The 13927-nt window shown below is 65.2% G+C and carries 13 protein-coding genes; 10 read left to right on the forward strand and 3 right to left on the reverse strand.

Annotated elements, in window-relative coordinates:
* Positions 1-23: 23 nt before the first annotated feature.
* From AC1RJW_RS07390 to AC1RJW_RS07400, 3 genes are all read right to left on the reverse strand, one after another.
* Positions 24-755 (reverse strand): hypothetical protein, encoded by a 732-nt coding sequence (locus AC1RJW_RS07390; RefSeq protein ID WP_493044415.1) that lies wholly within the window; start codon positions 753-755, stop codon positions 24-26.
* 175 nt (positions 756-930) lie between these two features.
* On the reverse strand, positions 931-1758 hold the full coding sequence (locus AC1RJW_RS07395; RefSeq protein ID WP_493044416.1) for a hypothetical protein: 828 nt from the start codon (positions 1756-1758) through the stop codon (positions 931-933).
* Between the two features lie 85 nt (positions 1759-1843).
* Complete coding sequence (locus AC1RJW_RS07400) at positions 1844-3232, reverse strand: caspase family protein (RefSeq protein WP_493044417.1); 1389 nt, start codon at positions 3230-3232, stop codon at positions 1844-1846.
* Positions 3233-3407: 175 nt separating this feature from the next.
* Here AC1RJW_RS07400 and AC1RJW_RS07405 point away from each other — a divergent pair, with 175 nt between their 5' ends.
* From AC1RJW_RS07405 to AC1RJW_RS07450, 10 genes are all read left to right on the forward strand, one after another.
* Positions 3408-4172: a hypothetical protein gene (locus AC1RJW_RS07405; protein WP_493044418.1), complete on the forward strand. Its 765-nt coding sequence runs from the start codon at positions 3408-3410 to the stop codon at positions 4170-4172.
* On the forward strand, positions 4169-5194 hold the full coding sequence (locus tag AC1RJW_RS07410; protein ID WP_493044419.1) for a hypothetical protein: 1026 nt from the start codon (positions 4169-4171) through the stop codon (positions 5192-5194). The genes AC1RJW_RS07405 and AC1RJW_RS07410 overlap by 4 nt, the downstream gene beginning before the upstream one ends.
* A 26-nt stretch (positions 5195-5220) precedes the next feature.
* Positions 5221-6084, forward strand: a complete 864-nt coding sequence (locus tag AC1RJW_RS07415; protein WP_493044420.1) for a hypothetical protein — start codon at positions 5221-5223, stop codon at positions 6082-6084.
* A gap of 1 nt (position 6085) precedes the next feature.
* The gene (locus AC1RJW_RS07420) at positions 6086-7726 is read left to right on the forward strand and encodes a hypothetical protein (protein ID WP_493044421.1); all 1641 of its coding nucleotides are present in this window, start codon (positions 6086-6088) and stop codon (positions 7724-7726) included.
* Complete coding sequence (locus tag AC1RJW_RS07425) at positions 7701-8612, forward strand: glycerophosphodiester phosphodiesterase (RefSeq protein ID WP_493044422.1); 912 nt, start codon at positions 7701-7703, stop codon at positions 8610-8612. Before AC1RJW_RS07420 ends, AC1RJW_RS07425 begins: the two co-directional genes overlap by 26 nt.
* Positions 8613-8636: 24 nt before the next feature.
* On the forward strand, positions 8637-9224 hold the full coding sequence (locus tag AC1RJW_RS07430; protein WP_493044423.1) for a hypothetical protein: 588 nt from the start codon (positions 8637-8639) through the stop codon (positions 9222-9224).
* Between the two features lie 136 nt (positions 9225-9360).
* Positions 9361-10398 (forward strand): LacI family DNA-binding transcriptional regulator, encoded by a 1038-nt coding sequence (locus tag AC1RJW_RS07435; protein ID WP_493044424.1) that lies wholly within the window; start codon positions 9361-9363, stop codon positions 10396-10398.
* On the forward strand, positions 10398-11885 hold the full coding sequence (locus AC1RJW_RS07440; protein ID WP_493044425.1) for a sugar ABC transporter ATP-binding protein: 1488 nt from the start codon (positions 10398-10400) through the stop codon (positions 11883-11885). Before AC1RJW_RS07435 ends, AC1RJW_RS07440 begins: the two co-directional genes overlap by 1 nt.
* The gene (locus tag AC1RJW_RS07445; RefSeq protein WP_493044426.1) at positions 11866-12885 is read left to right on the forward strand and encodes an ABC transporter permease; all 1020 of its coding nucleotides are present in this window, start codon (positions 11866-11868) and stop codon (positions 12883-12885) included. Before AC1RJW_RS07440 ends, AC1RJW_RS07445 begins: the two co-directional genes overlap by 20 nt.
* A 61-nt stretch (positions 12886-12946) precedes the next feature.
* On the forward strand, positions 12947-13915 hold the full coding sequence (locus tag AC1RJW_RS07450) for a substrate-binding domain-containing protein (RefSeq protein ID WP_493044427.1): 969 nt from the start codon (positions 12947-12949) through the stop codon (positions 13913-13915).
* The last annotated feature ends 12 nt before the right edge of the window (positions 13916-13927 follow it).

The following is a 13927-nucleotide window of genomic DNA, read 5'->3' on the forward strand; positions in this document are numbered from 1 at the left end:
CGAACAGTGTAACCGAGCTCGTTCTACAGTGCCTGGCTGACCGGAATTTCCTGTCCGTTCAGCTTGATCGCCACCTTGACGATCTGCGCCTTGACCTGGTTGCTGGCCATGTCCGCTTCCTGGGCGTAGGCGTACACGACGATGGCGAAATCCTTGTAGCCGCTGCGCGCCGCCTCGATCTTGCGCGCCGCGTCCTGGTCCACCTTCAGCAGCGAGTAGCCGTCGCCGTTGGTAAATGCCAGCTTGTAGTCGCCGTTGTCGTACATGTAGTAATACGTGCCCGCTTCGGCGAACTTGGCGGGGAAGGCGGCCTTGTCCATGGCGTACGGCGACAGCGCACCCTGGCCATTGATCTGATAGCGCAGGTAGCGTTTCGTCTTGGCTTCGCTGACCTTGGCGTCGATCTGCGGTTTCAGGGCGTCGAGCACTTCCTGCTTGCGGAAGGCGTCGTTGCTGCCCGCATATTCGCGCGAGATGCGCTGCGCCACGGCCGCGTAGTCGGGCGGCACGCCGGACAGGGCGATGTAGCTGTACATCAGCTGGTTGCCGCTGGTGATGTCGACATAGCTGGCGCTTGGCGTGGCCGGGTCCGCTTGCGGCAGGCTGGCGGCCGCCGCTTTTACCTGGGCTTTGGCAGCCATGTCGGCCACGCTGGTGGCGGGCGTCGACGCCGCAGGCGTTGCATTCTCGGAGGTCTTGCCGCAGGCGGACAGCAGGATGGCGATGGCGAGCAGGGCGGGCAGGGTACGGTGCATGATATTTCCTTTAAGATCAGTTAAAAGGTAGTGACGGTTTTAATTTTTAGGGTTGTGAAAGTCACGGCAGCGCTGAAAACCGTAGCGAGCAAGCCCAATGCCGGGTTGAGTAGCGGAACCGTACTTTATGTACGGTGAGCAACGCCGACCCGGAAGTGGGCTGCGCAGTAGGTTTTCAGTGCTTGCCTCCCAAGCGTTTGTATTCGCCTACGCCATAGGCCGCGAGGACGATGGAAGACGCCAGCACCAGGTAAAAGCCGATGCCGAACGAGAGTCCCTGCCACACTTGCCCCAGCATTTCGCTGGCCATCTGCTCGGCCATGCGGGCCGCGCGGCTGCCCATGATGCCGCCCATGGCGTTGCCCGCCTCGCTGACGGCGCCCTTGATCTTGATCAACAGCAAGCTGCTGTGCACGATGATGAACAGCAGCGGCGCGCACTTGCCCAGCGCCGCTTTCGGGTGGTTGCTGGCCATGGTGGCGCAGCAGGCGGCAATGGCCAGCAGGAAGAAAAATTGGGCCGAGGTAAAACCGCTGCCGCCATCGCGGGCAAAGCTTTCCAGGCTGTCGGCGGACAGGCCCAGCAGCTGCCAATAGGTGCGCGAGACGGAAGCGAACAGGCGGATGCCGATGGTGTTGAAGATGAAGGCGCCGGCGATCAGTACGCCAAGAGCCCCCAGCACCTGGATGCCGAGCGCCGAGACGGCCCGGCCCCACAGTTGCTGGCCCTTGTCGCGCGCCAGCTTGGCGGCGCCGGCCATGTCTTCCTGCGCCAGCTGTTGCGCGGGAATGGCCGTGACGGTGGCGAGGCCGCCGGCATCATCGAAGCGCACGTCGACGACGGCGTTGATGGCGGGCGCCACGTCCGAGCGCCAGTGGGTGGCCACGTCGAAGGCATGCTGGATGCCGGCCACGCTGACGGAACCTTGTCCGCTTGCTTGGTAGGCGAGGATGCGGCCCCGTTGGCCGGTGGTAATGGTTGCTGCCGGGCTGGATGTGTGCATAAGATTTCCCTGGTCACTGTCATGCTGTATTGCATGTACCCACGGATAACGGGGGCAGTTCAGGGAAATCCAAAATTATTTTGAGTTATTTTTTCGGTGGCTGTAATACGTCCTTGGCGGCGCCCTGGTAATCCTTCATCAAGCCCATGAAAGCGTCCTGCAAATGCCGGGCCGCGTCCTGCGGCGGCGCGCCCGTGCGCCGCGCCAGGTCGAATTTATACGCATGGGCGGGGCTGTAGCCGGCTTGCGAAGCGGCGTCCAGCAGCACGCCCGCCCGTTTCAATGAGGCCGGGTCGCCCTTGACCATCAGCAATTCGGCCAGGTAGGTCTGGGCAATGGGAAAATCCCTGGCGGCCGCCTTTTCCAGCCATTGCATGCCCGCCTTCGGCTGTTTTATTCCCGCATCGCCGCCGCCGATGCCGTAGCCCAGGGCCGTCAGCGCCACCAAGTCTCCGCCCCGCGCGCGCTTTTCCAGCTGCTGGCGGGGAAACGGCCGCGCCGCGATCTGCATGCGGATTTCATGGTTGATGTCTTGCAGCACATTGCCTGGCCACACCTTGGCGCCCGGGGCGGCCGGCTTTTCCACCGCTGGGGCAGGCGCCGGGACCGGTGCGCGCATGCCGCCCTGTCCTTGCGCGCCGGCCAGCACGCCGGGGGCGGGCGGACTGACGCCCTTGCCGCTGCCCATGTTCAGCACCAGGCGGGCCGACGTTTCGCCAAATGACACGCGCGGCTTTTGCACGTCGTGCGTCATGGCGGCGACCCTGGCCGCCACTTGCGAAAATACGTCGCTCATCGGCAGACCCGGGGCGTCGAGCGCGTCGAGCAGGGCGCTGGTGTACGGGCTGTTGCGCGAATCGGGCGACCAGAAGTCGCGCGCCAGGGCGCCGGGGCCGGCCGAATAGGCGATCACCACGCCGCGTGGCGCTTGCGTGTCGGCAAAGCCGTGGCTGGCCGCGTTGCCGCCGCCAGGGACCATCACGGCGCCGCCGCGCGTATATTCCTGCCGGCAAGCGTCGAGGATCAGCACGGCGCCGCGCGCCCCCGTGCGCTGCAGATCGCCCGCCAGGCTGGACACGGACACGCCCTGGGCGGCAATGGCGGACGCGCTCAGCGCATTCATGTTCGCGCCCAGCGGCAACACATAATTGGCTTCGCCCGCCTGCGCGCCGTGGCCCGCGTAAAACACGAGGGCGATATCGGCACCGCGCGCCTGCGTGGAAAACTCGGCCGACGCCTTTTGCAGCTGTTGCGCATTGATGTCCGTGCGCAGCAGCACTTCAAAGCCCAGGCGGCGCAGGCGCTCGGCCATGGCGCGCGCATCGTTCACGGGATTCAATAGCGGCTGCGGATAGGCCGCGTTGCCGATCACCAGGGCGATGCGCTTGCCCGGAGCCGCTGGCACGGCGGCGTGCGCGACGTTGCTGAGCAGTAAAAAGAACAGGCTGAAAAACAGGGGAATCAGGCGTTGCATCAGGGTCTCGGGGATTGTCGTGAAAGTAACAAAAGTTAGCGATTTTTACTGTGATATGAGAAAATTGCCTAAATGCATTTTACCTTACTGACAAGTTTCTCTTGTCTGGCCAGCGCACGGTACGCGTCGCCGCCGGCCAGTGGCGCGTGCCGCCCAACACACGATCGGACCGGCTTTGCAATCGGAACAATTTGAACGCATTCATGACTTCTGGACGCGCCGCCAGCGGCTGACACAGGGCGAACTGGGCGAGTTTTACCAGCGCGTCATCGCCGCGCTGACGCCGTGTCGCCCGCGCGAGGCGGCCTCGCTCGGCGATTCGCTGGCCGATTTGCGCCACCAGTTCTTCATCGAAAAAGTCCTGCACGGCGACAGCGACGCCGCGCCCCACCACGTCGGCGCCTTGTTCCTCTACTTCAAGCGCTTCATCATCGACCAGTTGCGCAAGCAGCGCGATGACGAGGACGCCGATGCGCAGGAGGGCTGCGACTTGCAGGCGCCCGACGCCTATGCCGAACCGCTGCGCGACTACCAGCTCACGCCGCAGCAGGTGCGCGACGCGGCCGATATGTTTATCGCCACCTTGCCCCGCGATTTGATCTTGCTGCTGCGCCATTGCGGCTGCGGCGGCATGCCCGTCAAGGAACTGGCCGAGCAGATCGCTTCCGCGCATTACCACGGCGGAAAATTAGGTCTCGTGCATCGGCAGAAGGGCGATCCCGCCAGTGCCGGGCGCCAGGTGGTCGAGCCGGCCCACCGCGCTACCCTGCTGGGCAGCTGGGTCTTGAGCCTGCTCAAGCTGCGCGTGGGCGATGCCCTGGGTACGCGCGATATGCAGGCGGCGCAAATAGTTTTGGATATTCTGTGCGTGGCCGCGTTATCCCTGCACATGGACCCCGTGTCCACCTCCCCGAACCCTGATGAAAGGCCACCGGCATGACTGCATTGACGCCCTCGCTGGCCATCGTTGCCGCGCGCCTGCCATCGCCCCCGTCTTCCGCCGAGCTGCTGGACGCGGACGTGGCGGGCACTACCCCCGACTGGCGCGGCATTGCCGTACCGGAACATGTGATGCAAGGCTTTGCGCGCCGCAGCGACGCGGCGCCCCTGGCCGCGCGGCCCATCGCGGGCGGACAGATCCACCTGCTGGCGCGTTGCCCCGGCTTTGGCGCCGTGCTGCTCGATGCCTGGGACAGCACGCGCCAGCGCTGGCGCGGCTGGCTCGTCACGCCAGACGCGTCGTATGCGGATGCCTGCGGCCTGGTGGTCGAGGAGCGCGACGCGCCCGCCGACCCGCGCGCGGGCCTGGTGCTGTGCGACATGCCCGTCACCGTGGCCGTGACGGACCTGGGCGCCTGCCTGGGCGTGTTCAGCCAGGAGCGCCTGCAGGCGGCGCGCTGGCTGGAGCTGCATGGCCGCGCCAATGGAGCCGTCGCGGCGCCGGGCGTCATCGCCCGCGTGGCCTTGCCCGGCGACGATTACGCCTTGACGGGCACGCCGCTGTCGAGCGAGCTGGGCAAGGATGGCCGCGTGGCCTACCGGCAATTGCTGCGCCAGGGCTTGCAGCAGTTGCAGATCGCTTCGGCCGATGCCGCCGCGCCACAGTTGACGCCAATCAAGGCGGCCAATGCCAGCCGCTGGCTGAAGATCGTCACGGCCGTGGCCGCCAGCGTGATGGTGGTGCAATCGGCGTGGCTGTTCCTGCCGAAAGATCCGGCTGTCGTCGGCAATGCGGAATTCCGCAGCGGCAGTGGCAGCGGCGTCGAGACGGGCGTGCGCACGCGCGTGCTGTTCCGCGCCGAGGCCACGGAGGCGGAGATCCGCACCTGGCTGCAGCGCGAGCAGCTGGAAATCGTCGCCGGTCCCGATACGCTCGGCGCCTTCACCGTGCTGTCGCGCGACCGCCAGAAAGTCTTGCCGCCGCCAGGCCCGGGCAATCCGCTGGCCGTCATCAATCCCTGACCCGAAATAAGAGAAAGTTATCAAGTATGGCAACGTATAAGAATTTTGCATCCGCGCATTGGCGCAAGCTGGCCATGGGCCTGGCCGCCGGCGTCCTGTTGACGGGCTGCGCCATGACGCCGAACGGCCGCGGCGGCGTGATGATGGGCCTGGATACTGCCGAGCTGTTCGGCACGCCGCTGTCCACCTTCCGCCTGCGCGACGGCACGGAAGGCACCTTGCGCAAGGACCCGCAAGGCAAGTATTCGATCAAGCTGTCGCAGGCGTTTCGCGTCGTGCCGCTGGCCAACGCGATCACGGCCCGCGTGGCGCGCGTGGAAAACGTGGGCGAGCGCACGGTGGTGATCGTGGAAACCCAGGAGCGCGGCTGCGCCTACCGCTATGAAGTGCTGGCGTTCCAGGGCACGGACGTGTTGCAGTGGACGGTGGGCAATTGCAAGGACCGCCCCCGCGTGGAGCTGGCGGCGGACGCGAAATCGCTGAATATCGACTTCCCCAACTACAACCGCCTGTCGCGCATGATCTACACGGACAACCGCCTGCTCAACGCCAGCGTGGCCGTGCCGCCCGGCGTCGATACGCGCGCCCAGCCGTTTGCCGACGATGCCTTGCGCGGCACCGGCCCCGTCATCGCCACCATGCCCGGCAGCGACAGCGGCCGCGTGATTCCCGCGCCGCCGGCCCCGGCATCGGCCCCGGCCCCTGCCGCCGCGCCGAAAGCGGGCAGCCGCGCCAGCGCCAAGCCGCGCCGCCAGGAGACCCCGGCCAGGGCGGCAGCGCCCGCCGCCGTCAGCCTGCCCGCCCCGCGCAGTGCGGCGGCTGTCCCTGCGGCGCCGATGATCTTCCAGGCTGAAGAGATCAAGCCCGTCGTCATCGATCTGAGGAAATAAGATGGCCGCGAGTCTGCGCAGTCTGCAAATCCGGCAGACCTTGATCCTGATCGTCCTGACGATCATTTATTTGTGCTGCGAGCTGGGCTTCAACGCCCGTTTGCTCGACGTGGTGGGCGGCGACGTCAAGCCGCACGACGTGGAGGGTGTGGAATTCTATGGCCGCAGCCTGTCGGGCATCGCCGCCGCGCTGGTGGTGCTGCAACTGATGTGGCGCCGTCGGCTGAAGAACAATGGCAGCGGCCCCAGCTGGAAAAAGATCGTCTTCTGTTGCATCGCCACGGCGGCGGTCGTGTTCGGCATTCTGAAGACGACGGTCACGGTGCTGGTGGAAACGCGCGATGCGCAATTTCGCCGCCTGGCCTTCAACACCACCCTGATGCAGCGCTCGCTGGTGGGCGGCAGCCTGCAATTGCAGGGCCTGGTCGATGATGCCACCCTGTTTGCCAAGCCCGAAGGCAAGGCTTTCCTGGCCCTGTTCCCGTTCCTGGCCGTGTCGGTGGGGCACCTCGACGAGCGCATGGAGCCGGCCAAGGAGCAGTTGATCAATTTTAATGTCCGCAAGATCGCCGGCGGCGCGGCCGGCTACTACGACAAGTACCAGCAGGCGATCGGCGAAGTGCATGACAAGTGGAAATTGTATTCGGGTATCATTCCCGACGACGATGCGGGCTTGCGCCAGCAGCAGGAATCGGCCTGGAACGATTACCGGCAAAGCCTGTCGCGCCACGGCTGGCAGCCGCATTCCGTGCCGGCGCGGCGCAAGGCGGCCGTGGTCAACAATGTGCGCAAGAAGGTGCCCGTATCGGCCAACTGGCATCCGGCCGACCAGCTATCGTTCCGCCTGGCCGTCAAGCGCCGCTATGCGTCGGAAGCGGCCAGCAAGGGGTTGACTATCAAGGGCGACCGCATTCCGCCGGGCCTGTCCTTCCCCGCCTTCGTGGCGCGCCCCGGCATCCAGGCCGTGCTGCGCGACGGGCCGGACGGCGGCGACGGCAGCGAAGCGGGCAAGGGCTTGCGGTTGCCCAAGGGCGCCGTGGTGCAGGAGGCGTATGCGAGTCCGGCCGAGTTCAGCCGCCTGTTCGACCAGTTCGCCGCGCGCCAGACGGCGGAAAAGCTGGTGGAATACCGCGCCAGCCGCAGCGACTTCGAAGTGCATGGCAAGTATTATGCGGAGGGCAAGGAAGCGGCGCGCGCGGCCATCGTGCCGCCCGTGGCGCTGTTTTTCTCGCTGCTGGGCGCCATCGGCCACTTTTCGAAACTGCTGTATCTGATCGCCACCGTGGGCTTGCTGGTGCTGGCGGCGCGCCGGGGCGAGCAGGCGGGCGCCGATGGCCAGCTGAGCCGCCGTTCCGCCTGGATCGCCACGGGCGTGCTGGCCGGCGCCTTCCTGGGAACCTGGGGCATTTTCAGCCTGTCGGACAACAATGTCACGAAGAGCGAGCTGTTCCGCCAGATGCTGGACTGGAACCGCCAGGCCGACGGCGACAGCACGCGCTGGCAAATCGCCGGCAAGGGCTTGCTGGCCAATATCACGCACGTGGTGGCGGTGGGGCAGGGCTACAGCTACCCCGTCAACGAAGCGATCCGCATCAATATTTTGCAGGGACTCGAATATGGTTATCACCCGGAAAAAAAATAAGGCGGCCGCCCTGGCCTTGCTGCTGTGCATGGCCAGCCCGGCCGCGCAGGCCGACTGCCTGGGCATGAAGGTGCATGCCCACCGTGGCGCCGGCAATGCGCCGGAAAACTCGCTGAGCGCCCTGCGCAACACGTATTTCGGCACCTGGGACGGCGTCGAGACGGATTTGCAGCTGCTGGGTGACGGCAGCTGGGTCGTGCACCACGATCTGCTCACGGGCCGGGTCGTCGACACGGGATCGCCCCGCACCGTGAAACAATTGACGGCCGACGACTGGCGCGCCGCCAGCATGAAGAACCGTGGCGTGGCCACGCCGGAAACGCCGCCCTTCGTCAGCGATGTGGCCGACCTGGCCACCGCGTTCCCGGCCAAGACCCTGAATGCGGAAATCAAGGACGTCGTGGCGTCGTGCGCGCCCATCAATACGCTGGTGGGGCAGTTGCGCGCGAACATCAAGCACGGCAACTGGTTTTTGACGTCGGGCGTGCCGAACAACCTCGCCTGTGCGCGCCGCGCCGATCCGCAGGGGTACCTGGGTTTGCTCGTGTTTGACGCGCGCAATGCGCAGGCGGCCGGCGCCAACCGGGTCAGCCGCTATATCGCGAAAAATGCCCGTCCGCCCAAGCTGGACAAGCCCTGGCTGCAGCGCGTGCAGCAGCAGATCGGCATGCCCACGGGCGTGCACGTGGATGCGCGCAGCCTCGATGCCAATCCGAATTTGCTGGCCGATGCGGCCAGCCTGAACATGCCCGTCTTCGTCTACGCCGTCGATGGCGACTCGGCCCTGGCCGCGTCCCTGCTGCGCGCCCAGCAGCGCAGCCACCGCTGGCCCAGCGGCGTCATTCTTGACGGCAACCCAGAAACGTTTTGTGCGATGATGAAGTAAGTGCTTTCACTGCGAGAACATGCCATGACCTTGCCCAACACCGACCCAGCCGCTTCCCTGGCCCGTAGCGCCATTGGCGCCATGTTCTTTTCCCTGTTCGGCGGCCTGTGGGTGGCCGCCTGGTGCGTGCAGACGTATGGCGCCCAGCCTTTGCGTCTGCTGCCGATTGCCGGCATCACCGTCCTGCTGTTCATGCTGGCGTGGCGCCAGTTCAGCCGCCACCGGGCCGCGCATGCGGCGGCGGAACAGACGCCGGAAGCGAAGCGCGCGGGCCGGCTGTTCAATATCGTGAACGCAGGGCAATGGATCGCCATCTTTATCGTCGGCAATGTCCTGAAAAACGTGGGCTTGCAGGCATGGTTCATTCCCGCCGTGATCCTGATCGTGGGCCTGCATTTCTTTCCGCTGGCCTGGCTGTTCAAGGCGCGCCGCCACGTGGCCATCGGCATGGCCCTGTGCGTGTGGGCCATCGGCTATCCGTTCACCGTGCGCCACGGCCCCATCCATCCCGTCGGCTGCCTCGGTGCCGGCCTGATCCTGTGGGTGGCGGCCCTCGCCGCCGTGCGCGCCGGTTTTGCCGTGCAGCAGAACACCTTCCAAGCCCAGAAGTAGCTGCGTCAGACGGTCCGCACAGGGCCGTTTTTGTCCCCGGTCTTTCTCTTTCCTGCCTGTTTTTTGCGCATTGCAGCATCGATAATGTTTGCATCGCGCGCGCGACTGGCCTATAAATGTAATCGATTACATTTATATGAAAAGCCCCATGCCGCCAGCCGTCCCGTCTTCCTTGCCGACAGAAACCGTCTCCATCAGCGCCGTCGCCGCGCATGCGGGCGTGTCGGTGGCCACCGTCTCGCGCGTGATGAACGAGCAGGCCGGGGTGCGGGCGCCCACGCGCGACAAGGTGCTCGCGTCCGTGGCCGCGCTGGGCTACCGCATGAACCACCTGGCGCGCAGCCTGCGCACGGCCGAGAGCCGCATGCTGCTGACCATGGTGCCGGACGTGGGCAACCCCTTCTATGCACAGATCGTGCGCGGCATCGATACGGTGGCGCGCGAACACGGCTATTTCGTGCTGCTGTGCGACACGGGCGCCGACGCGGGCCGCGAGCGTTCCTACTTCGACCTGTTGCGCATGCACCGCGCCGACGGCGCCATCTGCCTGGACCCGGACACGGTGCAGCATGCGTTGTCGCATGAATCCGTCAGCCTGCCGTGGGTGGCGTGCTGCGAATTCGACCCCGCCGTGGCCGTGCCCTATGTCGGCATTGACAACCACCGGGCCGCCTCCGACGCCGTCGCGCATCTGCTGGCGCGCGGCCATACGCGCATCGGCCTGATCAATTCCGATGAGCGCTACCTGTACGCTCGGCAACGCCAGCAAGGCTATCTGGACACCCTGGCGAGGGCCGGCCTGCCCGTGCAGCCGCAGTGGGTGCACACGGTGCAAAGCCTCGACTATGAAGCGGGCACGGCCGCCACGTTACGGATGATGGCGGGGGCCGATGCGCCGACGGCCATCTTTGCCGTCTCCGACACCCTGGCCATCGGCGTGCTGAGCGCGCTGCGCCAGCTGAACCTGCGCGTGCCCGAGGACGTGGCCGTGATCGGTTTCGACGATATCGCCATTGCCGCGCAGATCGACCCCGGTTTGACCACCATCGCGCAGCCGATGCGCGAGCTGGGCGAGACGGCGGCGAGACTGTTGCTGCAGCGGCTGGCCAACCCGGCAGCCAGCGTGCCGGGCGTGTTGCTTGAACATAACTTGGTCTTGCGAGGGAGTGCATAGTGAGCGTTGCCGTCGGTTTCGAGGGGGTCTGCAAGGATTTCGGCCCCGTGCGTGTCTTGCATGGCGTCAGTTTTACCCTGGCGCCCGGGCGCGTGTATGGCTTGCTGGGCGAAAATGGCGCCGGCAAGTCGACCCTGATGAAAATCCTCGCCGGCTACGAGAGCGTGAGCGAAGGCCAGCTGCTGATCGATGGCCAGCCCCGGCGCTTCGCCAGTTCGCGCGCGGCGGAGGCCGCCGGCATCGTGCTGATCCACCAGGAATTCAACCTGGCCGAGCACCTGACGGTGGCGCAAAACATGTTTTTAGGCCATGAAAAGACGCGCGGCTGGCTGCTCGACGAGGCGGCCATGCGCGAAGAAGCGTCGCGCTATCTGAAACAGGTGGGCCTGGACGTGTCGCCCGAGACGAAAATCCGCGACCTCATTGTTGCCGAAAAGCAATTGGTGGAAATCGCCAAGGCCCTGTCGCGCCGCGCCCGCTTCCTGATCATGGACGAGCCGACGGCCACCCTGACGTCGTCGGAAACCCAGCGTTTGTTCGCCGTGATGGCGCAGCTGAAAAGCGATGGCGTCACCATCCTGTATATCTCGCACAAGCTCGATGAAGTGGAACGCAACACGGACGAAGTTATCGTCATGCGCGACGGGCGTTTCGTCACGCGCGAGCCGACGGCCAGCCTTACGCGCCAGCAGATGGCGAACCTGATGGTGGGGCGCGAATTGTCCGACATGTTCCCCGCAAAAGTGCCGCTGGCGCCGGATGCCCCGATCCTGCTGAAGGTCGACGGCTTGAGCGTGCCTGGCTGGGCGAAAGCGCTGTCGTTCGAGGTGCGCGCGGGCGAAGTGCTGGGTTTTGCGGGTCTGGTGGGCGCGGGGCGCACGGAATCGTTCGAAGCGCTGCTGGGCTTGCGCCCGCGCAGCGCGGGGGTGATCGAGATCAAGGGCCAGCCCGTGGACATCCGCACGCCCAGGCAAGCCATGCAGCACGGCATGACGTATCTGAGCGAAGACCGCAAGGGAAAAGGCTTGCACGTGAACCTGGGTTTGCGCGAAAACCTCACGATGATGACCATGGAGCGCTATGCGCGGCCGTGGCTCGATGTGAAGGGCGAGAAGCAGGCGCTGGCCAGGGCCGTCGAGGATTTCAATATCCGCACGGGCGACCTGGACAGCCGCGCGCGCATGTTGTCCGGCGGCAACCAGCAAAAGCTGGCGCTGGCGAAATACCTGCATTCGGACCCCCGTGTCGTCGTGCTCGATGAACCGAGCCGCGGCGTGGACGTGGGCGCCAAGCGCGACATTTACTTTCTGATCCACCGCCTGGCCGCCGAAGGGCGCGCCGTGATCGTGATTTCATCGGAATTGATCGAATTGATCGGCCTGTGCCACCGCGTTGCCGTGATGCGCGCCGGCACCTTGCAAGCCACCCTGTCTGCTGACCACCTGACCGAAGAGGAGTTGATTGCCCATGCAACCGGCACGCACTGACACCACCGTATCCCCGCTTGCCACCGCCGTTGCCCGCTTCGGCGCGCGCATCAAGGGCTTTGGCCCCGTGCTGGGCTTGTTATCTCTGTGCATCGCGGGCACCTTGCTCAATGGCGACTTCGCCACCATGGACAACCTGATGAACGTGCTCACGCGCACGGCCTTCATCGGCATCATCGCCGTCGGCATGACGTTCGTCATCATCTCGGGCGGCATCGACTTGTCGGTGGGCTCCATGGCGGCGCTGATCGCCGGCTGCATGATCTATTTCATGAATGCGCTGGCGCAAGGCGCGGGGGGCAACCTGGCACCGATCACCATGCTGGTGCTGGGCATCGCCATGGCCTTGATCCTCGGTGCCGGTTTCGGCCTGATGCACGGTTTATTGATCAGCAAGGGCAATATCGAACCGTTCATCGTCACCCTGGGCACCCTGGGCATCTTCCGCGCCGTCTTGACCTACCTGGCCGATGGCGGCGCGCTGACCCTGGATGCCACGCTGTCCGAGCTGTACAGCCCCGTCTACTACACGAGCGTGCTGGGCGCGCCGATCCCGATCTGGATCTTTCTGTTCGTTGCCGCGGCCGGCGCCGTCATCCTGAACCGCACCACGTTTGGCCGCCACGTGCAGGCGATTGGTTCCAACGAGCAAGTGGCGCGCTATGCGGCCATCAACGTCGACCGGGTGAAAATCGCCACCTACATGCTGCTGGGCATCTGCGTGGGCATCGCCACCGTGCTGTACGTGCCGCGCCTGGGCTCGGCCACGCCGACCACGGGCTTGCTGTGGGAACTCGAAGCGATCGCCGCCGTCGTGGTGGGCGGCACGGCCCTGAAAGGGGGAGAGGGGCGCATCGTCGGCACCGTGATCGGCGCCATCCTGCTCTCCGTGATCAGCAATATCCTGAATTTGACCAGCATCATCAGTGTCTACCTGAATGCCGCAGTGCAAGGCGTGGTGATCATCGCCGTCGCCTTCCTGCAGCGAGGCCGCAAATAAAACAAGAGCGGCGTTCTGAAAGGGCGGCCAACGGGCGCCCACAACCTTGGAGGAGAGCAGCATGAAGAGCTTTATACGGGTAGCAGGGATGGCGGTGCTGGTGATGCAGGCGTGGGCGCTGCCGATGGGGCCGGCGCAGGCCGCTGACAAGCTCGTCGTCGGCGTGGCCATTCCCACGGCCACGCACAGTTTTACCTCGGGCATCGTCTGGTGGGCAAACCAGGCCAAGGCGGAGCTGGAAAAAGCCCATCCGGGCGTGAAAATCATCGTCAAGACGGCCGCCACGGCGCCCGAGCAGGCGAACCAGCTGCAGGACATGTTGACGGTGAACAAGATCAACACCCTGGTGATCTTCCCCATCGAATCGGCCTCGCTGACGCAGCCCGTGGCGCAGGTCAAAAACAAGGGCGTGTACGTGACCGTGGTCGATCGCGGCTTGACCAACACGCAGTCGCAGGATGCGTACATTGCGGGCGACAACACGGCCTTCGGCAAGCTGCCGGCTGAATATCTGGCGAAAAGCCTGAATGGCAAGGGCAATATCGTCGTGCTGCGCGGCATGCCGACCACCCTCGACAACGAGCGCTTTGACGCGTTTTCCGCCGTGATGAAGGGTCATCCCGACATCAAGGTGCTCGACGCCAAGTACGGCAACTGGAACCGCGACGATGCCTTCAAGGTCATGCAGGATTACCTGACCCGCTTCAAGCACATCGACGCCGTCTGGGCCGCCGATGACGACATGGCCATCGGCGTGCAAAAGGCCATCGCGCAAGCCAAGCGCACGGACATCAAGCAAGTGTTCGGCGGCGCGGGCGCCAAGGGCGCGGTGAAAAAGATCATGGATGGTTCCGACCCGCTGATCGTGGCCGACGTGTCGTACTCGCCGAAGTTCATGTACGACGCCATCAAGCTGACGACGGAAGCGCGCCTGAAAGGTGATAAATTGCCGGCCAACACGATCATCCCGTCGGTGCTGATCACGCGCGAGAACGCCAAGCAGTTCTACTTTCCGAACTCGCCTTTTTAACCGAACCTCCCC

The organism is Janthinobacterium sp. GW822-FHT07A03, from assembly GCF_058798815.1.